At 72.7% G+C, this 21,275-nt stretch carries 17 protein-coding genes; 6 read left to right on the plus strand and 11 right to left on the minus strand.

The features are described from left to right. Positions 1-8 precede the first annotated feature (8 nt). Positions 9-2,360, plus strand: a complete 2,352-nt coding sequence (locus QQX13_RS12685; RefSeq protein ID WP_301153577.1) for a heavy metal translocating P-type ATPase — start codon at positions 9-11, stop codon at positions 2,358-2,360. A gap of 78 nt (positions 2,361-2,438) precedes the next feature. Here QQX13_RS12685 and QQX13_RS12690 read toward each other — a convergent pair whose 3' ends face one another. From QQX13_RS12690 to QQX13_RS12735, 10 genes are all read right to left on the minus strand, one after another. Next, positions 2,439-3,584 (minus strand): PrsW family intramembrane metalloprotease, encoded by a 1,146-nt coding sequence (locus tag QQX13_RS12690; protein WP_301120883.1) that lies wholly within the window; start codon positions 3,582-3,584, stop codon positions 2,439-2,441. Beyond that, positions 3,581-4,177 carry a hypothetical protein gene (locus QQX13_RS12695; protein WP_301153578.1) on the minus strand — a complete coding sequence of 199 codons (597 nt, stop codon included), beginning with the start codon at positions 4,175-4,177 and terminating at the stop codon, positions 3,581-3,583. The genes QQX13_RS12690 and QQX13_RS12695 overlap by 4 nt, the downstream gene beginning before the upstream one ends. 32 nt (positions 4,178-4,209) lie before the next feature. Beyond that, the gene (locus QQX13_RS12700) at positions 4,210-5,070 is read right to left on the minus strand and encodes a PrsW family intramembrane metalloprotease (protein WP_301153579.1); all 861 of its coding nucleotides are present in this window, start codon (positions 5,068-5,070) and stop codon (positions 4,210-4,212) included. Next, positions 5,067-5,642, minus strand: coding sequence for a hypothetical protein (locus QQX13_RS12705; protein WP_301153580.1), 576 nt, complete (start codon positions 5,640-5,642; stop codon positions 5,067-5,069). The genes QQX13_RS12700 and QQX13_RS12705 overlap by 4 nt, the downstream gene beginning before the upstream one ends. A gap of 58 nt (positions 5,643-5,700) precedes the next feature. Continuing rightward, entirely contained in the window at positions 5,701-6,918 is a 1,218-nt protein-coding gene (metZ, locus tag QQX13_RS12710; RefSeq protein ID WP_301153581.1) for an O-succinylhomoserine sulfhydrylase, read from the minus strand. Positions 6,919-7,048: 130 nt separating this feature from the next. Continuing rightward, positions 7,049-9,316 carry an alpha-xylosidase gene (gene yicI, locus QQX13_RS12715; RefSeq protein WP_301153582.1) on the minus strand — a complete coding sequence of 756 codons (2,268 nt, stop codon included), beginning with the start codon at positions 9,314-9,316 and terminating at the stop codon, positions 7,049-7,051. Positions 9,317-9,339: 23 nt separating this feature from the next. Then, positions 9,340-10,416, minus strand: a complete 1,077-nt coding sequence (locus QQX13_RS12720; RefSeq protein ID WP_301153583.1) for a LacI family DNA-binding transcriptional regulator — start codon at positions 10,414-10,416, stop codon at positions 9,340-9,342. A 228-nt stretch (positions 10,417-10,644) separates the two neighbouring features. Next, positions 10,645-11,058 carry a rhodanese-like domain-containing protein gene (locus tag QQX13_RS12725; RefSeq protein WP_301120869.1) on the minus strand — a complete coding sequence of 138 codons (414 nt, stop codon included), beginning with the start codon at positions 11,056-11,058 and terminating at the stop codon, positions 10,645-10,647. Between the two features lie 10 nt (positions 11,059-11,068). Next, positions 11,069-11,572: a phosphoribosyltransferase gene (locus tag QQX13_RS12730; RefSeq protein ID WP_301120867.1), complete on the minus strand. Its 504-nt coding sequence runs from the start codon at positions 11,570-11,572 to the stop codon at positions 11,069-11,071. A gap of 33 nt (positions 11,573-11,605) precedes the next feature. Further along, complete coding sequence (locus QQX13_RS12735) at positions 11,606-12,574, minus strand: acetylxylan esterase (RefSeq protein ID WP_301120865.1); 969 nt, start codon at positions 12,572-12,574, stop codon at positions 11,606-11,608. Positions 12,575-12,680: 106 nt separating this feature from the next. On the opposite strand from QQX13_RS12735, the gene QQX13_RS12740 reads away from it, so the two are divergent. The 4 genes from QQX13_RS12740 (at position 12,681) to QQX13_RS12755 (ending at position 18,400) form a co-directional block, all read left to right on the plus strand. Next, positions 12,681-13,946 carry a hypothetical protein gene (locus tag QQX13_RS12740; RefSeq protein ID WP_301153584.1) on the plus strand — a complete coding sequence of 422 codons (1,266 nt, stop codon included), beginning with the start codon at positions 12,681-12,683 and terminating at the stop codon, positions 13,944-13,946. 404 nt (positions 13,947-14,350) lie between these two features. Next, entirely contained in the window at positions 14,351-16,657 is a 2,307-nt protein-coding gene (purL, locus tag QQX13_RS12745; RefSeq protein ID WP_301153586.1) for a phosphoribosylformylglycinamidine synthase subunit PurL, read from the plus strand. A 3-nt stretch (positions 16,658-16,660) separates the two neighbouring features. Next, on the plus strand, positions 16,661-17,023 hold the full coding sequence (locus tag QQX13_RS12750; protein ID WP_301153588.1) for a sterol carrier family protein: 363 nt from the start codon (positions 16,661-16,663) through the stop codon (positions 17,021-17,023). A gap of 66 nt (positions 17,024-17,089) precedes the next feature. Beyond that, entirely contained in the window at positions 17,090-18,400 is a 1,311-nt protein-coding gene (locus tag QQX13_RS12755; protein ID WP_301153589.1) for a glycoside hydrolase family 6 protein, read from the plus strand. Between the two features lie 9 nt (positions 18,401-18,409). Here QQX13_RS12755 and QQX13_RS12760 read toward each other — a convergent pair whose 3' ends face one another. After that, entirely contained in the window at positions 18,410-19,588 is a 1,179-nt protein-coding gene (locus tag QQX13_RS12760; protein ID WP_301153591.1) for a serpin family protein, read from the minus strand. Positions 19,589-19,902: 314 nt separating this feature from the next. Here QQX13_RS12760 and QQX13_RS12765 point away from each other — a divergent pair. After that, positions 19,903-21,275: ABC transporter substrate-binding protein (locus QQX13_RS12765; protein WP_301153592.1), on the plus strand; the 1,373-nt coding region annotated here is incomplete at its 3' end.

A 21,275-nucleotide genomic window follows, 5' to 3' on the forward strand; every position in this document is an offset into this window, starting at 1 on the left:
GTCTCCGCATGACCACCGAGACCACCCCCGCGGAGACCATCGACCTGTCGGTCGGCGGCATGACCTGCGCCGGCTGCGCGGCCACCATCCAGAAGGGCCTCGCGATCCTGCCCGGCGTCGACGGCGCCGCCGTGAACATCGCCACGCGCCGCGCCACCGTGCAGGCCGACGGCACGCTCGACCGCGAGGACCTGGAGCTCGCGATGCGGGCCGCGATCGAGGGCCTGGGCTACCAGGTCCTCACCAAGCCCGCCGGAGCGGCGGGGGCGGACGGCGCGGGCGGCGACGCCTCGCATCGTCCCGCCGCCGGCGACGAGCTGGAGGCGCTCGCGGACGAGCATGCCGCCCACGTCGCGTCCGACGCCGCCAGGATCGCGGACTACCGTCGCCGCTTCCTGGTCGCGGTGGCGCTGACCGCGCCCGTGCTGCTGATCTCGATGGTGATGCCCCTGCAGTTCGCGGGCTGGGAGCAGGTGGTGGCGATCCTCGCGACGCCCGTCATCTTCTGGAGCGCGTACCCGTTCCACCGCAGCACCGTGATGAGCGCGCGCCACCGCGCGACCACCATGGACACGCTGGTGTCCCTGGGGACCGTCGCCGCCTGGACCTGGTCGACCGTGGTGCTGCTCGGGCATGCCGCGGGTGCGATGGAGGGCGCGCACGTCTACTACGAGACGGGCGCGGTGATCGTCACGCTGATCCTGCTGGGCAAGTGGCTCGAGGTGCGGTCGTCGGCGCGGGCCGGCGACGCGATCCGGGCGCTGAGCTCGCGCCAGAGCGCCACCGCGCGTCTCGAGGACGGCACCGTCATCGAGCGGTCCGCCCTCGAGGTCGGGATGCGCTTCGTGACGCGCCCGGGCGAGACCATCGCGACCGACGGCGTGGTGGTCGACGGCGAGGCCGCCGTCGACGCGTCGCTGGTGACCGGAGAGTCGGTGCCCGTCACCGCGGGGCCGGGCGCCGAGGTCATCGGTGGCACCATCGCGGCGGACGGTGCCCTCACGGTCGAGGCCACCCGCGTCGGTGCGGAGACGATGCTCGCCCAGATCGCCCGCATGGTGGACCAGGCGCAGGGTGGCAAGGCGCGCATCCAGCGCCTGGCGGACCGGGTCGCCGCGATCTTCGTGCCCGCCGTGATCGGGCTGTCGGGGCTGACGCTCGCGGGCTGGCTGCTCGCGACGGGCGACGTGGAGCGCGCCTTCACCGCCGCGGTCGCGGTGCTCATCATCAGCTGCCCGTGCGCGCTGGGGCTCGCGACGCCGCTCGCGATCATGGTCGGCACCGGGCGTGGTGCGCAGCTGGGCACGCTCGTGCGCGGCCCCGAGGCGCTGGAGGACACGCGCGACGTCCAGGTGATCGTGCTCGACAAGACCGGCACCGTGACCGAGGGTCGGATGGAGGTCACCGCGACCTTCGCGCCCGCGCTCGACGACGAAGCGACCGCCGCGCTGCTCGTCGGCGCCGCCTCCGTCGAGGCGCGCTCCGAGCACCCGGTCGCCAAGGCGATCGTCGGGTCCACGACCGAGCGCGCGCCGCTCAAGGGGTTCCGCTCGACCCCGGGCCACGGCGTCACCGCCACCGTGTCGCGCGCGGGTGCGGACGGCTCGCATGCCGATGTGACCGTCGGCTCGGCGCGCATGTTCGACCGGGTGGACGATGCGCTGGTGGCCTGGGCGCGCGAGCGGGAGCAGGCGGGGGAGACGGTCGTGCTGGTCGGCCGGTCGCGGCCGCTCGGCGGCGGGCTGCTTGGCGGAGGCACCGCGACGTCGACGCGCGAGCCGCTGGCCGCCGAGATGGCGATCGCGGTCCGCGACCGCATCAAGGAGTCCACGCCCGACGCGATCGCGGCGTTCCGCGACCTCGGTCTCGAGGTGGTGCTGCTCACGGGCGACAACGCGCGGGCCGCGCGAGCGGTCGCGGACGAGCTCGGCATCGACCGCGTGATCGCGGAGGTGCTGCCGGGCGACAAGGCGGACGTCGTGTCCGGGCTGCAGGAGGGTGGCAGGCGGGTGGCGATGGTCGGGGACGGCGTCAACGACGCCCCGGCGCTCGCGCAGGCGGACCTCGGCATCGCTATCGGGACGGGCGCGGACGTGGCGCGCGAGGCGTCGGACCTCACCATCGTGTCCGGCGACCTGCGGGCCGCCGCCGACGCGATCGCGCTGTCGCGGCGCACGCTCGGCACCATCCGCGGCAACCTGTTCTGGGCGTTCGCCTACAACGTCGCGGCGATCCCGCTCGCGGCGCTCGGGGTGCTCAACCCGATGATCGCCTCGGCGGCGATGGGGGGATCGAGCCTGTTCGTGGTGGGCAACTCGCTCCGGCTGCGCGGCTTCGCCGGGTATCGCGCGAGGCGCTGAGCTCCCCGCAGCGGTCGAGGATCCGCGGCACAGGGCGGCGGCTTCCCCGTGCGGGTCGGGGGGACGGGCGAGCGGCGGTCAGCGCCCCACCACCGACCAGGCGAGCGCCGACCGCGCCGACGTGACCCGGCCGACGGCCTCCGCGGCCCGCGCGGAGACCATCCCGTCCGAGTGGGCGGCGACCAGCAGCGACAGCTGCGCGCGGTGCAGGGCACCCAGGTCGCGGGCGGCCTGCGGGCCGTGCCGCTCGCGCATCTGCTCCCGCGCGTGGCGGCGGGAGGTGCGGGTCGCCAGGATCTCGAAGTCCGCGGGGCTCACCAGGTGGTCCGGCACCGTGTCCTTGGCCATGCGCGCGAACACCGCGCGCTCGCGCAGGTGCGAGACGTGGAGGGTCACGAGCACGACCGCCACGATCGGCACGCCCTTGATGGTCGCCGAGACGAAGGGGGACCCCGGGATGAGCGGCGAGTTGAGGAACCCGTGCAGCAGCATCGAGGCCGCGAGCACCCCGATCATGACGCCCCACCGCCGCCACGCGGCTGCGGTCGACACGAACAGGAACGCGATGCCCGCGCCCGCCACCGCGGTGAACGCCGCATGGCTCCACAGGCCGGCGACCAGGCCCCGGAGCACGAACATCTGGCCCACGGTCTGCATCGCGTCGCCCGCGAGCGCGGCGGTGCGCGCCGTGTAGAGGAAGCCCTCGACCACCTGGAACCCCAGGCCGATCATGCCGCCGTAGAACGCGCCGTCCGCCACGGTGCGGATGCGCGAGCCGGGGATCATGGCGAGCGCGACCAGCCCGAGTGCCTTGAGCGGCTCCTCGACCAGGGGAGCGGCGATCGAGCTCACCCAGGGAGACTCGTCACCGATCCAGCCCTGGACCAGCGCATGCATCGCCGGACCGCCCACGCGGGACACGCCGATCGCGACCAGGGCGCCCCAGGCGAGGGCGCCGAGGATGTTGACGATCGGCCGGCGCTCGTAGAGCTCGAGCAGGTACATCGCCGTCGCGAAGACCAGGCCGTAGGCGAACCACAGCGCGGCCGCCACCGCGCCCGACGCCGGGTTCGCGAGCAGGGACTCGAACAGCAGCGGCGTCACCTCGGCGAACGCCAGGATCGACAGCAGGGCCATGCTCCAGAACACCCACGACCGCCGGTCGACGAACGTCGCCGTGCGGGGCCGGGGGATGCCCCCGCGGACGGTGGCGGGCGGTGTCATGGCGCGGTCTCGGGGAAGGCCATCGACCGCACCAGCGCCTGCGCCGCGCTCGACGTCTTGTCCCACGCGGTCGCCGGCGCCGTGAGCACCGCGATCACCTCGAGCTCGCCGTCGGACACCACCCACGCCTGCACGGTCTGCTGGGGCTCCTGCAGGACCACCGTGGCCGCATCGTCGCCGGCGTCGGTCTCGAAGGTGCGGGGCGCCGTCGCGACGGACCCGTCGGGCGCCTCCGCGATCCAGTCCGCCGTCAGGTCGTCGAGGCGCGCGACCACGGACCCCTCCGACGGGTGCGGCTGGTCGATCACGAGCGTGGCGCCGCCCTGGGTGAGCGTGGTCGTGCCGCCGTCCGACACCGCCTCCGACCAGGTCTCCTCGGAGACCACGGAGGCTCCGCCGCCGATGTCGACGATGCGCGGGGGAGCGGGCGCCGAGGCGCGCTCCGCGACCATCGGCAGCGCCACCGCGTACAGCGCCGCGATGCCGAGCACCAGGAGGGCCCCGGCCAGCGAGCCGCGCCCGATGAGCCGCACGGCGAGCGGCTCCCGGGTCGGGGACGCCGCATCAGCGGCGGGCGCGGCGCCGCTGCTCATGCAGCGACGCTAGCACGCACGAACGACGTCGATCAGGACGATGCGGACGCCGGCTCCGGCGTCTCCTCGCTGAGCGGGGCAGCCTCGCGAGCCGCCCTCCGCCGCAGCGGCAGGTAGAAGGCGAGGAACACCGCCAGCACGATCGCGCCCTTGGCGAAGAACGCCACCATCATGTTGCTCTCCAGCACCGGCGAGTCGAAGAGCGCATGGAGCGCCATCGACAGCACGAGCATGCCGAGGAAGGCGAGCCAGCGACGCACCGCGGACGCCCCGGAGCGGACGAGCACCGCCAGCCCGATCGCGGCGAGCGCGGTGAACGTCGGGTGCGACCACAGCGCCGCGAGGATGCCGCGGAGCACCACGTAGTCGATCACGATCGCGACGGGCGAGTCCGCGCCCTGTGCCCCCTGGGCGGCGTAGAGCAGGCTCTCCACCACCATGAAGCCGAGGCCGACGAAGGCGCCGTAGTACACGAAGTCGAGCACGGACCTCATCCGGGTCGCGGCGAACAGCGACAGCGCGAACACGCCGATGAGCTTCAGCGGCTCCTCGGAGACGCCCGCGGAGATCGCTCCCGCCCAGCCCTCGTCCGGGATGAGGGCGCGGGCGATGTCGCCGACCCCGGCGGTGGCCCAGCGCCCGAGCCCGGTCGCGATGACGGCGCCCCAGAGGAACGCGGCGAGCGTCGCGAGCCGCGGTCGGGGTCGCGTCCGCGACAGGCGGCGGATGGCCCACCAGGCGAGCATCGTGAAGAGGATCCACAGCAGCACGGCGATGCCGAAGCCGAGCGGCTCGCCCTCGAAGGCCGCTGCGAGCAGTGGCACCAGGCCGATCACGCCGATGACCAGCAGGATCGCGTAGACCCACGTGACAGGGTGACGCACGATGCTCACAGGCCCTCCCCGGTGATGCGGACGGACATCGCCATCTGCGTCGACGACGCGACCACGCGGTCGAGGTCGTCGGGCGTCGACAGCAGCAGCACGCTGACGACGGACTCGCCGTCCGAGATCACCCAGATGTCCTGAACGCTGCTGGACGACGCGGCCAGCACGTGGAGGGCGGTGTCACCGGCGTCCGTGGTGGTCTCGGAGACCTCGCTGATCTCCCACTCGTTCGTGGTGTCGCCCTCGAGCGCCGTGATGTCCGTCTGGATGGTGTCCTCAGCGGTGCCGAGATCGGTCACGGAGGAGGCTGGCAGGACCGTCATGGTCGACTCGCCGTTCTCGAGGACGGTGAACAGGCCGCCGCCGTCGCCGAGCGACCAGCCCTCGGCGACGGTCAGCTCGACGTTGCCGCCCACGGTCAAGGTGTCGCCGGCGCCGATGTGCTGACCCGACAGCTCGTCTCCCGCCCAGGGTGCGACCACGGCGAGCAGCAGCATCGACACGGCGATGGCGATCGCGCCCGTCCACTGCTGACGCCGCGTGGCGACGGGGCCCGGCTCCGGCATCGGCGGAGCCACGAAAGGCTCCTTCGTCTTTCGTGGCATATCGGTCGAAGTCCCCTCAGAGTCGCAACGGTCAGACGGCGTCGAGCGCCCTCGCGAGATCGTCCCGCAGATCCTCGACATCCTCAAGGCCGATGCTGAGCCGCACGGTGGCGTCCGACATGCCGACCATCGCTCGGCGCTCGGGGCCGATCTTGCGGTGGGTGGTGGTCGCGGGGTGCGTCGCGATCGACTTCGCGTCGCCCAGGTTGTTCGAGATGTCGATCACGCGCAGGGCGTCCATGAAGCGGAAGGCGGCGGCCTTGGCCTCGGGGCCGTGGGGGTCCGTGCCCTCGGGCAGCGCGATGTCGATGGTGACGAGCGTGCCGCCCATGGTCATCTGAGCCATGGCGCGCTCGTGCTGCGGGTGCGAGGGCAGCAGCGGGTACCGGGACACCGCGACCTTCGGGTGCGCCTCGAGCCAGGCGGCGAGATCCATCGCGGAGGCCGCCTGCGCCTTGACCCGCACGCTGAGGGTCTCGAGCGACTTGCCGAGCACCCAGGCGGTGAACGGCGACATGGTCGCGCCCATGGTGCGGACCATCTGGCGGACCTTGTCCACGTACTCCTGGGCGCCCAGCACCGCGCCGCCGAGCACGCGGCCCTGGCCGTCGATGTGCTTGGTCGCCGAGTAGACCACCGCGTCGGCACCCAGCTCGAGCGGCTTCTGGCCCAGCGGCGTCGCGAAGACGTTGTCGACGATGAACAGCGCTCCGGCGGCCTTGGCGAGCCCCGCCACGAACGGGATGTCCACGACGTCCTGCATGGGGTTGGTCGGCGACTCGCAGTAGATGGCGGTCGCCGGGGTGGCGAGCGCCCGCTCCCAGTCCTTGTTGACGTGGCCGTCCACATAGTCGACGATGATGCCCCACTGGGCGAAGTAGTCGTCGAAGGTCGCGATCGAGGTGCCGAACAGGGCGCGCGAGGACACCAGGCGGTCGCCGGCCTTGAGGATCGAGGCGAGCGAGACGAACACGGCGGCCATGCCGGTCGCGGTCGCGAAGCAGTCCTCGGCGCCCTCGATCGCGGCGAGGCGCTCCTCGAACATGGTCACGGTCGGGTTGGCGTACCGGGAGTACTGGTACCGCTGGATCTCGCCCGCGAACGCCGCCTCGGCCTCCGCGGCGGTCGGGTAGACGTAGCCCTGCGTCATGAAGATCGCCTCGGACATCTCGTCGAACGGGGTCCGGGTGTGGCCCGCGCGCACGGCGAGGGTGTCGGGGCGGAGGTTCAGAGCGTCGTCCGGGGTCATGCGCTCAGGCTACCGGCGTCGCCGGGTCACGGCCTCGTGCGTGCTGCGAGTGCACGGCGGCACGCCGCGACCGGTTTCCGTCGCGCCGTGCACTCGCAGGGCGCGACGCCGCGGACGCCGCTTCGTCCCGTCAGACCAGGCGCGCCGCGAGCACCTCGCCGTTCGCGCCGATCGCCGTGACGGCCTCACCCGCCACCGTGACCGTCACCTCGAGCGAGGCGCCGTCCTCGCCGTGGAGGACGATGCGACGGTCGCCGTCGGCGCCTGGGTACACGTGGAGCTCGACCTCGGTGAGGAAGTCGTAGTCGGGGCGGTCGTCACGGGTGCCGCGGGCGATCACGGCACCCTCGCGCACGTAGACCGGCATCGACTCGAAGCCGTGCGAATCGCGCACCCAGCGTCCGCCCTCGACGCGCTCGCCCGTGAGGAGCGAGGTCCACGTGCCCTCGGGCAGGTAGAACTGGACCTCGGCGTCGTGGAACACCGGCGCCACCAGGATGTCGTCGCCCAGCATGTACTGGCGGTCGAGCAGCTGGCAGGCGGGGTCGCCCGGGAACGCGATGAACATCGGGCGCATCATCGGCAGGCCGGTCTCGGCGGTCTGGACCGAGGCCGCGTAGAGGTACGGCATGAGCGACAGCTTGAGCCGGGTGAACGTGCGCGCGACGTCCACGGCCTCGTCGTCGAACGCCCACGGCACGCGGTACGAGTTGGACCCGTGCAGGCGCGAGTGCGAGCCCATCAGGCCGAACGCGAGCCAACGCTTGAACACCGAGGCGTCGGGCGTGCCCTCGAAGCCGCCGATGTCGTGGCTCCAGTACCCGAAGCCGGAGCTCATCAGCGACAGTCCGCCGCGGAGGGTCTCCGCCATCGACACGTAGGAGGACGAGTTGTCGCCGCCCCAGTGGACCGGCATGGTCTGTCCGCCGGCGGTCGCGGACCGCGCGAACAGCACGGCGTTGCCCTCGCCCTTGACGTCGACCAGGGCCTCCCACACCGCCTCGTTGTACAGCTGCGTGTAGAGGTTGTGCATGGTCTCGGGGGCGGTGCCGTCGTGCCACACCACGTCGGTGGGGATGCGCTCGCCGAAGTCCGTCTTGATCGCGTCGACGCCCTGGCGGGCGAGGTTCCGCACGAACTCCTGGAACCAGGCGCGCGCCTCGGGGTTGGTGAAGTCGACCAGCGCCATGCCGGGCTGCCACAGGTCCCACTGCCAGACGGTGCCGTCCGGGCGCTTCACCAGGTAGCCGTTCTCGACGCCCTCGCGGAACATCCGCCCGCGCTGCGCGATGTACGGGTTGATCCACGCGGAGACGTGCAGGTCCTTCTCCACGTGCATGCGCTCGAGCATCCGCTCCGGCTCGGGGAACGTGCGGGGGTCCCACTCGCCGTCCGTCCAGTTGAACTCGCGCATCCAGAAGCAGTCGTAGTGGAACACGGACAGCGGCACGTCGCGGTCGCGCATGCCGTCCACGAAGGTGTTCACGGTCGCCTCGTCGTAGTCCGTGGTGAAGGACGTCGACAGCCACAGCCCGAAGGACCAGGCGGGTACGCGCGGCGGGCGGCCCATGAGCGCGGTGTACCGCTCGATCACGTCGGCGGGGGTGGGCCCGGCGAACACCAGGTACTCGAGGGACTCGCCCGCGGTCGAGAACTGGACCCGCTCGACGGCCTCGGTGCCGACCTCGACGCTCACGTGCTCGGGCTGGTTGATCAGGACGCCGTAGCCCTTGGAGCTGAGGTAGAACGGCACGTTCTTGTAGGACTGCTCGGAGCTGGTGCCGCCGTCGGCGTTCCACAGGTCGACCGTCTGACCGTTGCGCACGAACGGACCGAAGCGCTCGCCCAGGCCGTAGATGGTCTCGGCGACGTCGAGGTCGAGCTGCTCGTGGACGTAGGTGGCGCTGGGCGCGAGCCCGGTGTCCGTGTAGCCGGCGACCCCGGCGGGCTCGGCGGGCACGGGTGCGCCGTCCGCGAGCTCCATGTAGCCCAGCGACTTGTGGCCGGATCCCGTCACGCGGACGCCGTCGACCTCGAAGTCGAGGGCCCACGGGGCGCCGTGGGTGATCCGCGCGGTCAGGCGGCCGGACGTGAGGGTGCCCTCCGCATCGTCCGCCGTCACGGCGCCGGCGCCCTCGACGGCGCCGGGCATCCGGAAGCCGGGGGAGCGGTGCGCGCCCTGGTGGTGGTCGATCCGCACGCGCACCACACCCTCGAGGGGGGAGGTGAGGGTGACCGTGAGCGCGGCGCCGCCGAGCGTGTCGCCGCGGGTGACGATGCGCTTGGTGGGGGCGTACGCGACCAGGGCGTCGCCGTCGGCCCACAGGTCGTAGGTCTCCTGCGCGTAGTGCGCCGTCACGCCGGGTCGGCGCAGCCAGAATCCGTCGGTGAACTTCATGGTGGTGGGAGGGGTCCTCTCGATCAGGGCTGGAGGGCGGGCGCGTCGTCGGGCGCGGCCTCTCCGGGGGTCTCGGGTGCGACCGACGGCGGGGCACCGTTGCGGACGATCACTGATCCGGCGTCGCGGTACTCGGCGCGCAGCAGCCTGATCTGGGGGGTGGGGGCGTGCGACTCGATCGCCTCGACCAGCAGCTCCATCGCGGCGGCGCAGGAGGCGCGCGCGTCGAGCGGCATGGTGTCGAACGGCACGCGGAAGCGGGCGGTGGAGAAGCTCACGCCGGCCGCGATCACCGACACGTCGCGGGGGACCACGCGGCCGTGCAGCTCGAGGTTGGCGCTGAGCGTCGCGGCCACGTCGGCGGTCGTGTTGAGCACCACCCCGTCGAGGTCGGGCAGCTGCTCGAGCAGGCGGCGCACGGGGCCGTCGGCGGTGTGCCCGCGCGGGTACACGGTGGCGTGGTCGACGCCGCGCTCGGCGGCGCGGCGCTCGAAGGCGCGGCGGAAGCGGCGGGGGAAGTTGGATCCGCGCTCCAGCGTCTCCTCGCGGTGCGAGATCAGGCCGATCGCGCGGTGGCCCGCGTCGACCAGCATGTCGACGGCGCGCGCGGCGGCCTCCTCGAAGTCGAGGTCGACGCAGATGAGCCCGTCGGTGTCCGCGGGCAGGCCGATGAAGACGGTCGGGCACGCGAGCGTGCGGGAGAGGGCGACGCGCGGGTCGTCCTCGTCGACGTCGAGGACGATGATGCCGTCGGTGAGCCCGGTGCCGGCGGAGCGCGCCATGCCCTCGACGGCATCGTCGTGGACCAGCAGCAGCGTGTCGTAGTTCGCCGCACGGGCCGCCTTGGTGGTCTCCATGGCGAAGGTCATGTGAGCGGTGTCGTCGGTGTCGGGGTGGACCGGCTCGCTCACGGCGATGATCTGGGTGCGCTGGGCCGCGAGCATCCGCGCGCTCGCGTGCGGCACGTAACCCAGCTCCTGCGCCACCGCGAGGACCTTGTCCCGGGTCGCGGGCTTGATCGAGCGCTTGCCGCTCAGCGCGTACGAGACCGTGCTGATGGACACGCCGGCAGCCTCCGCCACCTCCGCTATCGTCGCCATCTCGACTCCATCGTCATGCACCCTCGTCAATTCGAAGCGCTTCGACGCGCGTTCGGTTCCCACATATTATGTTGCGCCCCGCAACAAGGCAAGTTCACCTTAGCGCCGGGGACGGACCTGGCGAAACGGTTCGACGCGGGATCGCCCGCCGAGGCCGCCGGAGCCGCTCGATCGGGAGGTGGGAGCCATGCTCGCCGACGGAGGGACGGCGGCTCGGCCGTGACCGCGTCAGGCCTGGTGCCAGGGGAGGCCGGCGGCCTTCCAGCCCTCGTGACCCCGCTTGGCCTCGTGGTCGAGGCCGCCCTCGAAGCCCTCGAGCACGTTGTACGCCGGCCCGAGGCCCGCGGCGGTCGCGGCGACCGCCGCGCCGATCGAGCGCTGTCCCGAGCGGCAGAGGAACACGATCGGCTGGCCCGGCTGCACGCCCGTCGCCTGGAGCTGCGCGAGGAACTCCGGGTTCGGGGTCATGGTCGGGTACTGCACCCACTCGATGAGGTGCGGCTCGCGACCGAGCTCGTACGTGTCGGGCACGCCCACGTAGCGCCACTCGGCCTCCGTGCGGACGTCGACCAGGATCGCGTCGGGCGTCTCCGCGAGGAGGTCCCAGGCGGCCTGGGGGGTGAGGTCTCCGGCGTAGCTCATGGGGCTCCTCTCAGCCGAGCTCGGGGTGCGGCTTGTGCGGGGTCACCGGCGGCAGCGCGGACCACGGGAACGTGATCCACAGGTCGGTGCGCTTCCAGATGTAGTCGGGCTCGATGATCGACCGCGACTTCGCGAACAGGGTGACGGTGCGGACCTCGGCGGCGTGCTGCTCCATGAGCGACTTCACCAGTGCGAGCGTCTCGCCCGTGTCGGCCACGTCGTCCGCGATCAGCACCTTGAGGCCGGCCATCGCGTCCGTGTCGAGCAGCGGCGGCAGCACCACCGGGGCCTCGAGGCGCTCGTCGATGCCCGTGTAGAACTCGACGTTCAGCGTCCCGACGCCCTTGGTGCCGAGCGCGTAGGACATCGCTCCGCCCAGGGGCAGGCCGCCGCGCGCGACGGCGACCACCACGTCGGGCTCCCACCCGGAGTCGACGACCATCTGCGCGAGCTCGCGCGACGCGTCGCCGTAGCCCTGCCAGGTGAGCACCTCGCGCTCGCTGCCGTCCGCCATGAGGCCTCCCGTGTCCGTGGCTGTGGGAGGAGACTACCCGCGCAGCACGCTGTCCAGGAGCGCGAGCTGATGCGGCATCTGGTGCAGCTGGCCGCCCTCGTGGCCGTTGAAGGCGTACTCGACCATCTGCTTGGGTCCGCGGTAGGCGTTGAAGGCGCTGTACACGGTCGACGGCGGGCAGACGTCGTCCATGATCGCGACCGACCAGACGGACGATGCGGTGCCCCGGCGGGCGAGCGTCGCGCCGTCGAAGTAGGACAGGGTGCGCTCGGCGTTCGCGACGTCGCCGCGGTGCACGGCGAGGTAGCGGCGGATCTCCGCGTAGGGGTCGGAGTCCGTCATGCGGATCGCGCGCGGGAAGTTGCACAGGAACGGCACGTCGATGAGCGCGGCGCTCACGCCGTCCGCGAGCGCGGTGGCCGCGATCGCGATGCCGCCGCCCTGGCTCGCCCCCATCACGCCGATCCGCGACGGGTCGACTCCCGGCAGCTCCTTGGCGGCGTCGACCGCGAGCGCGGCGTCCGTGAACACGCGGCGGTAGTAGTAGGTGTCGGGCGACTCGATGCCGCGGGTCATGTAGCCCGGCAGGGCGGGGCCGGCGCCGTGCGGGTCGGGCGTGCCGCCGCCGTTGCCCCACGCCGAGCCCTGGCCGCGCGTGTCCATCACCAGGTGCGCGTAGCCGGCCGCCGGCAGCAGGGCGTACTCGTGCGGCACTCCGCGCCCGCCGCCGTAGCCGATGTACTGGACCACGATCGGGAGGTCGGTGGCGCCCTTCGGAACGGCGAGCCAGGCCTTGACGGGGTCGCCGGCGAAGCCCGACAGCGTCACGTCGGTGACGGTCAGGCCCGGGAGGTCGAGCACCACGTCGCCGAGCTCGGGGGCGCGGCGCACGGCGCGGGACTCGGCGAGCGTGCGGTCCCAGAAGGCGTCGAGGTCGTCCGGGACGGGCACGTCCGCGGTGAACGTGCGCAGCTGGTCGACGGGAAGATCGAGCTCGGCCATGGGCGGTGCCTCTCGTGAGTGCGAAGCGATTCGACGGCCATTGAACCACTATTTGTTGGGGGCAAGAACATCTCCGGCCGCGCTCGCGGGAGTCTAGCCTTGACCGATGGGCTTCTTCACGGGTGACGGCGACGCGCGCCGCGTCAACGAATCCGAGCAGTGGCTGGCCGACTGGCTCGCCGCCGCGCCGAAGTCCTCGGCGTACCTCGCGCAGCAGGTGCGCAAGGCGACCGGCCACACGCTGCAGTTCACCGCCGCCGAGCTGCGGCCCGTCATCGACTGGGCGGCGCGGGACCTGCGCCGCGACCGCAGCGCGGTCCGTCCCGACTGGGCCTACCGGTCGGAGCTGGGCGACTCGCTCACCATGCACGGCGCCGCCCTGATCGACGGACTGCTGGTCTACCTGGGCGGCCTGGCCGACCAGCACGCCCCGCAACGCTGGCAGCTCGACCAGGACCCCGCATCGTCCACCTACCTGGACCCCACGCTCGGTGCGGACGGTCCCGCGCTCGCGACGCTGCCGGAGGCCGTCGCGGGGCTCGGGCATGGCGGGACGGCCTGGGAGGACGTCGAGGCGGTGCTGCGATGGTTCGACAGCCCGGGCGCGTTGTCGTACGCGAGCTTCGACACCCCGCGCGACGTGCGCGAGTCGCTCATGGACAAGGGCGGGATGCTGCGCCGTGCCGTGCGGCCCGCGGAGCTGCCGTCCGTGCCCGCCTCCGAGTCGCTGCCCGCCCGCGGGGAGTCGGACGCGGGGATGCTCGTGCGCGACGCCGGGATCGGTCACGCGCCCGGCACGCCCTCGGACGCGAGCCACCACGCCCTGGTGATGCTGGGCGCGCGGGAGATGGACGAGGCGTCGCTGCTGCGGTTCGTGCGAGGCGCCGACGCGGCGCCCGGGATCTCGCGCGTCGCGTTCCGGAGCCACCACCTCCTCGAGGTCTGGGCGCCGGGGCTGCTGTGCGCCGAGGTGCTCGGCGAGCTGCGCCGCGTCGCCCGCGAGACCCTCCCGGCGCAGGAGACCGACGGCCCGCTGTCGGAGGACGACCGCCGCGCCCTCCTGCTGCGCGCGCCCTTCCTGGACCGCCCCGAGGCCGCCGAGCTCGCGCGGGAGGAGGTCGAGATCGGCGGCTGGGACGCGACCGTGACGGTGCAGAGCCCATGGCTCGACGACTACACCGCCACCGTGGTGCTGCACCCCCGCATCATCGAGACGCTCACACCCGAGCGGATGGGCACGATCGCCGAGGCCATCGGGGAGCTCGAGGGCTGCGACCGCGTGCTGTGGGAGGACGCGGAGGCGATCCACGTCAACGCTCCGGGCACCGACCCGGCGGCCCTGGCCCGGCAAGTCGCCGGCGCGCTCGGCTGATCGGCCGCGCCCGCCCGGCCCCGCCCGGCCCCGCCCGACCCGCCCCGACCCCTCCCGACCCCCTGCGGGGAGCTGAGCGCCGTTCTCGCCGGATCGCGGACTCCTGCGGGGCGATCAGTGCCCTAGCGGTGCTCGCGCACATCTGGACCGTTGCGTGCGGAGGCGCGGCGGGCGTGGCGATGGTCGCCCCCGATGCCGTGCTGGCGTCGCTCGCCCTGCTGCCGTAGCGCTCATCTCCCCGTAGGAGACCGGAACCGCTGAGAGGGGGCGGTGACCTCCCCGCAGGATGGGGGATCGCTCGGTGGACCGCTGGGTGGATGAACGTAGCGCGCAGGTGGTGGCCCGGCGTCGCCGGTAGGCTGTGGGCGTATCCGCCGGCTCTTCTCCGCACCCCTGAGGACACCATGACCGACGCCCCCGCCCCCTCCGCCGCCCACCTCGACACCGTCGAGCACGCCGCGGCCACCCCCGACCAGGAGCAGCCGTGGGGCGAGCTCGGTCTCAAGCACGACGAGTACCAGCGCATCCGCGACCTGCTGGGCCGCCGCCCCACCAACGCGGAGCTCGCCATGTACTCCGTGATGTGGTCGGAGCACTGCTCGTACAAGTCCTCCAAGGTGCACCTCAAGCAGTTCGGTGAGAAGACCACGCCGGAGATGAAGGAACGCCTGATGGTCGGCATCGGCGAGAACGCCGGCGTGGTCGACATCGGCGACGGCTGGGCCGTGACCTTCAAGGTCGAGTCGCACAACCATCCCTCCTTCGTGGAGCCCTACCAGGGCGCCGCGACCGGCGTCGGTGGCATCGTCCGCGACATCCTCGCGATGGGAGCCCGCCCGGTCGCCGCCATGGACGAGCTGCGGTTCGGCGCGATCGACCACCCCGACACGGCGCGCGTGGTCCACGGCGTGGTCGCCGGCGTCGGGGGCTACGGCAACTCGCTGGGCCTGCCGAACATCGGCGGCGGCGCCCGCTTCGACTCCTGCTACCAGGGCAACCCCCTGGTCAACGCCCTGTGCGTCGGCGTGATGAAGCACGAGAACATCCACCTCGCCTCCGCCGAGGGCGTGGGCAACAAGGTGGTGCTCTTCGGCGCCCGCACCGGCGGCGACGGCATCGGCGGCGCCTCGATCCTCGCGTCCGAGACGTTCGAGGACGGCGTGCCCGCGAAGCGCCCGAGCGTCCAGGTGGGCGACCCGTTCATGGAGAAGGTGCTCATCGAGTGCTGCCTCGAGCTGTTCGCCGCGGACGTGGTCCAGGGCATCCAGGACCTGGGCGCCGCGGGCATCTCCTGCGCCACCTCGGAGCTCGCGTCCAACGGCAGCGGCGGCATGCACGTGTGGCTCGACGATGTCCTGCTGCGCGACCCCACCCTCAACGCCGGCGAGATCCTCATGTCGGAGTCGCAGGAGCGGATGATGGCGGTGGTCACGCCCGAGAAGCTCGAGCAGTTCCTCGAGATCACGGGCAGGTGGGACATCGAGACCGCGGTCGTGGGCGAGGTCAACGACACGGGCCGCCTCACCATCGACCACCACGGCGAGCGCATCGTCGACGTGGACCCCCGCACCGTGGCCCACGAGGGCCCGACGTACCACCGCCCGTTCGCCCGTCCCGCGTGGATGGACGGACTGCAGGCGGACCGCTTCGCTGGCGCCCTGCCCGCCACGGGCGAGGAGCTTCGCGACGCGTTCCTCACCCTGCTGGGCAGCGACAACATGTCCTCCCGCGAGTGGATCACGAACCAGTACGACCGCTACGTCCAGGGCAACACCGCCGCGGCGCGACCCGACACCGCCGGTGTGATCCGCGTCGACGAGACGACCGGACGCGGCGTCGCCATCGCGACGCGGGCGAACGACCGCTTCACCAAGCTCGACCCCTACGAGGGCGCGCGCCAGTCCGTCGCGGCGGCCTTCCGCGGCGTCGCGATCACGGGCGCCGAGCCCACCGCCGTCACCGACGGCCTCAACTTCGGCTCGCCCGAGGACCCCGACTCGATGTGGCAGTTCGCGGAGGCCATCCGCGGCCTCGCGGACGCGTGCCAGGAGCTCGGCGTGCCGGTCACCGGCGGCAACGTCTCGCTGTACAACGGCACCGGCCAGCCCGGCCGCATCGACAGCTCGATCAACCCCACCGCGATCGTCGGCATCCTCGGCATCCTCGACGACGTCGCCCGCGCCACCCCGTCGGGCTGGCGCGAGGAGGGGCAGCTGCTGTTCCTCGTGGGCGCGACCCGCCCCGAGCTCGACGGCTCCGAGCTCGCCGCGACCCACGGCCACCTGGGCGGCCTTCCGCCGAAGGCCGATCTCGCGTGGGAGAGGGAGCTCGCCGAGATCCTCATCGCGTGCTCGCGCGACGGCCTGGTCGACGCGGCGCGCGACGTGTCCGAGGGCGGCCTCGCGGCCGCCGCGGCCTACGGTGCGCTGCGCTACGGCGTGGGTGCACGCATCGTCCTCGACGAGGTGTGCGAGCGCGACGGCCTCACCCCCGCGCAGGCGCTGTTCTCGGAGTCGCAGGGACGCGCGCTGCTCACGGTGCCGCGCACCGAGGAGCCCCGGTTCGTCGCCATGCTCGAGGCGCGCGGCGTGCCGTTCGCCCGCGTGGGCGTGACGGGCGGCGACGCGCTCGAGGTGCAGGACCAGTTCGAGGTGTCCGTCGCGGAGCTGTCGGAGGCCTGGGCGGCGCCGCTGCCCGCGCGCTTCGCCTGATCCGTGCCTCCCCGTCGTCGCATCCCCGTCGCCGCCGGTCGCGAAGCGCTCGCGGCGTGGGGGCGCGGGGGCGCTGACCGCCCCACCACCGCGATGGCCGTGCGCTTCTCGCTCGAGGAGCTCGCGGCGATCGCGCCCGGCCGGTCGCTCGAGGTGCGCGTGCCGCCGTTCGGCGCGGTGCAGTGCGTCGAGGGATCGGTGCACCGGCGCGGCACCCCGCCGGCGGTGGTCGAGATGTCGCCGGAGACCTGGCTCGGCCTCGTCACCGGCGTGCTGACCTGGGACGATGCGGTGGCGTCCGGTGCCGTCGACGCGTCGGGGGAGCGGTCGGACCTGTCGGGGCTGCTGCCGCTCGACCTGGGCTGACGCGGGTTTCTTGCGCGTGCGGTGCGCCGCCTGTTTCGGGCGGAATGTCCCGCTTATCCTGGGCCGATGCGGAGACGAACGGTCGTCGTGCTCCTCGCCGCCGGTGCGGCGCTCGCGGCGTGCGCCGTGCCCACCTCCCCCGGGCCGATCAACCGCGTGACGGAGCCGTTCGTCGGCGACGTCGCGACGCTGCCTGACCTGTCGGAGCACCCCACCTCGCCTGCGCCCGCGCCGACGGCGTCGCCGTCCGCCCCCGGATCGCCCGCCGTGCCAGGATCGCCGTCGCCCTCCGTGGCACCCGCGCCATCGGGCGCCTCGGCGGAGGTCGACGCCTCCCCGTCGGCCGCGCCGCAGGCCTCGAGCGCACCCACGGAGACGTCCCCCGCGGCCGCTCCGGCCACGGGCGCCGCGCACGCCGAGACCGAGGGCGCCTCCGCGTCGAGCCCCCGCGCCACGGAGGAGGCAGAGCCGCCCGCCGCATCGTCGCCGTCCTCCTCGCCTGCGGTCACCCCGCCGGCGAGCGCGTCGGGAGCGTTCTACGACGCGCCGAACGCCGCCGACACGGCGGTCGCGAACCTCAAGGCCGCCGGCCGGGACGCCGACGCCGCACTCATCGCGAGGATCGCGAGCCAGCCCGCCGCGACGTGGATCGGCGCGTGGAACGGCGACGTGACCGCGACCGTGTCCGCCGTGACCTCCTCCGCCGCCGCCACCGACACGATCGCGCTGCTCGCGGTGTACAACATCCCGAACCTCGACTGCGCGGGCTCCGGGAGCGGAGCGTCGGAGTCGGGCTACCTGCCCTGGATCGACACGGTCGCGGCCGGCATGAACGCACGCGCGACCACCTGGGTGATCCTCGAGCCGGACGCGCTGGTGATGGCGGACGGCTGCGGCGGCGCGGACGCGCGCATGGCCAACCTCGCGGGCGCTGCCGAGCGGCTCGATGCCGCGGGCGCCGAGGTGTTCCTCGATGCGGGCCACTCGGGATGGCGCTCGCCGGTGGCGACAGCGGAGCTCATCCGGCGTGTCGGCGTCGCGCACCTCGCCGGGTTCGCGACCAACACCTCCAATTACCAGTCGCTGGCCTCGGAGCGCGCCTGGGGCGACCAGGTCAGCGCCGCGGTGGGCCTGCCGTACGTGACGGACACGTCCCGCAACGGCAACGGGCCCAACGGCGAGTGGTGCAACGCCCGCGGCCGGGCGCTCGGGGCGGCGCCGGCGGTGAACGGGGCGAACCTCGCGTCCGGCTCCGGGATGGCGGCGACGGTGTGGGCCAAGGTGCCGGGGGAGTCCGACGGCACCTGCAACGGAGGCCCGCCCGCCGGACAGTGGTGGGAGGACGTCGCCCTCGAGCTCGCCCGCAACGCCGGCTGACAGGAGGGGTCAGCCGGCGGTGGGGTCCATGCACTGGCCGATCATCAGCACGAGGCCGGTCGATGCCTGGCGGATCACGTAGAGGAAGGGGCGGTCGGCGCGGATCTCCGCGTCGTAGAGGGGCATCCCGGTCAACGAGATGCCCAGGACGGTCGCGGCGGCGGCCTCCGTTCCCGACTCGTCGATGATCACCATGGTCGAATGCACCGCGGTGTCGAGCTCCAGATCGGGCCCGATCCGGCCCAGGCCCACCGTGCCGAACAGGCCGGCAACCCCCATCGCGCCCTCGATCGCCGCCCGCAGGTCGAGGGTCTCGGCGGCCTCGAGCCGGGGGAGCGTCACGGCGACGTGCCCCTCGTGCCACGCGCGGTCGAGCGAGTCGAGGGTGTCCTGACCGAACGTGCGCCTGACCTCGGCGAGACTCCCTGGGCGGGGCAGCACCAGAACCATCTCGAGATCCCCGACGTACGGCAGCACCGCCGCGTCGAACGCCTCGTCGCGGTGGTAGCGCATCCTCAGGTCGCCGTGCATCAGCGCCGCCTCGACCACCGTGCCGTCCTCGCGGTGGAAGTCGCCGTCCGAGGTGGAGCCGGCATCGAACGGGGCCCACCACCGCGCCTTCAGGTACACCGTGTTCGCGAGCACGGCGACGGTGTCCGGGCCGGGGACGCCCGGCGGGACGATCAAGGGGATCAGACCGGCGGTGTGGTGCGACGCCCACGCGTCGATGCGTTCGGCGGACCGCGCCGGCTCGGTCCGCAGCGGCGCTGACTCCACGGTGGCCCCGAACCACCGGGCGACCGCGTCGGTGTACGAGGGGGCGGCGACGTACGACCGATCCAGCCACAGGCCGTTCGCGATCCTGACGATCGGCAGGTCGACGGTGTCGCCGTCGGCGTTCTCGGCGCCGGCTCCCGGCTCGCTCGCGGCCGCCTCCGCGAGCTCGCGGAACGCGGGGAGCAGCGTCGGGTCCGTGAACGCCCGTCCGAACAGGCGCCCGATCGCCGCCTCGACGGGCCCGGAGGCCCCCGCGCCGACCATGCCGAAGGCGAGACCGACCGACAGCGGCGAGACGGCCAGGTTCCGGTCGCCGGCCGCGGCGCGGAAGATCGCGACGCCCGTGGCGCCGATGCTCCGCGCGAGCGCGCGCCGATCGTCGGCTGCGGAGAGATGCGCGCTCGAGGCCATGCCCCCAGCCAACACCCGGCCACCGACATCCGCGTGACGAGGCGGCTGTCCCGAGAGCGCTCTCTCCGCGCGGCACGCGCGGCCGGGGCCGGAGCCCTCGATGAAACGTTTCCCCAGGTCACCGCGCGATAACGATTCGACTGCGGTTCGGCGTGAGCGCTTGCAGGCATCGTCCCTGGCACGTAATGTCATCTGCAAGCGCTTGCGTCGATGGTGACGTCTCTTCGTGCCCTCGGTGCCGGCGTCGCTTCCTGGGCAACCCGGATGGCAGTCCGGCCTGGGAAGACACTCAACGACGAGGAGGCGCACCACCCATGAATCGACGATTCATCCTTCCGGTCACCGGGCTCGCGCTCGGTGGCCTCGTGCTTGCCGGCTGCTCGGGCAGCGACGGCGGCGACGGCGGCTCGACCGCCGATGGCGGCGGCGGCGACATGATGGCCGGCTGCGAGGACTACGCGGACTACGGCACGTTCGACGGCGACAGCGTCGAGATCTACGGCACCCAGGTCGACCTCGAGGCGGACCGCCTGGTCGAGTCCTGGATGCAGTTCGAGGAGTGCACCGGCATCACGGTCGAGTGGATCGGCAACCAGGAGTTCGAGACGCAGATGAACGTCCGCGTCGAGGCCGGCTCCCCGCCGGACCTGGCGATCTTCCCGCAGCCCGGTCTCGCGGCACGCTTCATCCAGGGCGGATCCGTGGTGCCCGCCCCGGCGTCCGTCGAGGCCAACGTCGACGAGTTCTGGTCGGAGAGCTGGAAGGAGTACGGCACGGTCGACGGCACCTTCTACGCGGCCCCGCTGATGGCCTCCGTGAAGGGCTGGATCTGGTACTCCCCCACCCAGTTCGCGGACATGGGCTACGAGGTTCCCGCGACGTGGGACGACATGATGGCGCTGACGGAGCAGATGGCGGCGGACGGCGCGGAGAACGCGCAGTACCGGCCGTGGTGCATCGGCTTCGAGTCCGGCGAGGCGACCGGCTGGCCCGGCACCGACTGGATCGAGGACATCGTCCTGCGCGAGCAGGGCCCGGAGACCTACGACGCGTGGGTCGCGGGCGACGTGAAGTTCTCCGACCCGGAGATCGTGCAGGCCTTCGACACCTTCGGCGAGATCGCTCTCAACGGCGACTACGTCAACGGCGGCATCGGCGGACCCGAGACCATCGCGTCGACGGCGTTCGGCGACGCGGGTCTCCCGATCCTCGACGGCAACTGCTCGCTCCACCACCAGGCCTCGTTCTACGAGGGCTTCTGGCCGGAGGGCACCAACGTGGCCGAGGACGGCGACATCTGGGCGTTCATCACGCCCAAGGTCAACGCCGACGACCCCGACGCCGTGACCGGTGGTGGCGAGTTCATCACCGCGTTCAACGACAACCCGGCGACCGTGGCGTTCCAGACGTTCCTCTCGAGCGACACCTGGGCGAACATCCGCGTGAGCCTGGGCGGCGTGATCTCCGCGAACAAGGGCCTCGATGCGACCAACGCGAGCTCCGCGCTCGGTCAGGCCGCGATCGAGCTCCTGCAGAGCGAGGACACGCTGTTCAAGTTCGACGGTGCGGACCTGATGCCCGCCGAGGTGGGCTCCGCGTCCTTCTGGACCGGCATCACCGACTGGGTCCAGGGAACCAGGTCGACCTCGGAGATGACCGAGTTCATCGACAGCACCTGGCCGTCCTG

The organism is Demequina lignilytica, assembly GCF_030418375.1.
Taxonomy (GTDB): Bacteria; Actinomycetota; Actinomycetes; order Actinomycetales; family Demequinaceae; genus Demequina; species Demequina lignilytica.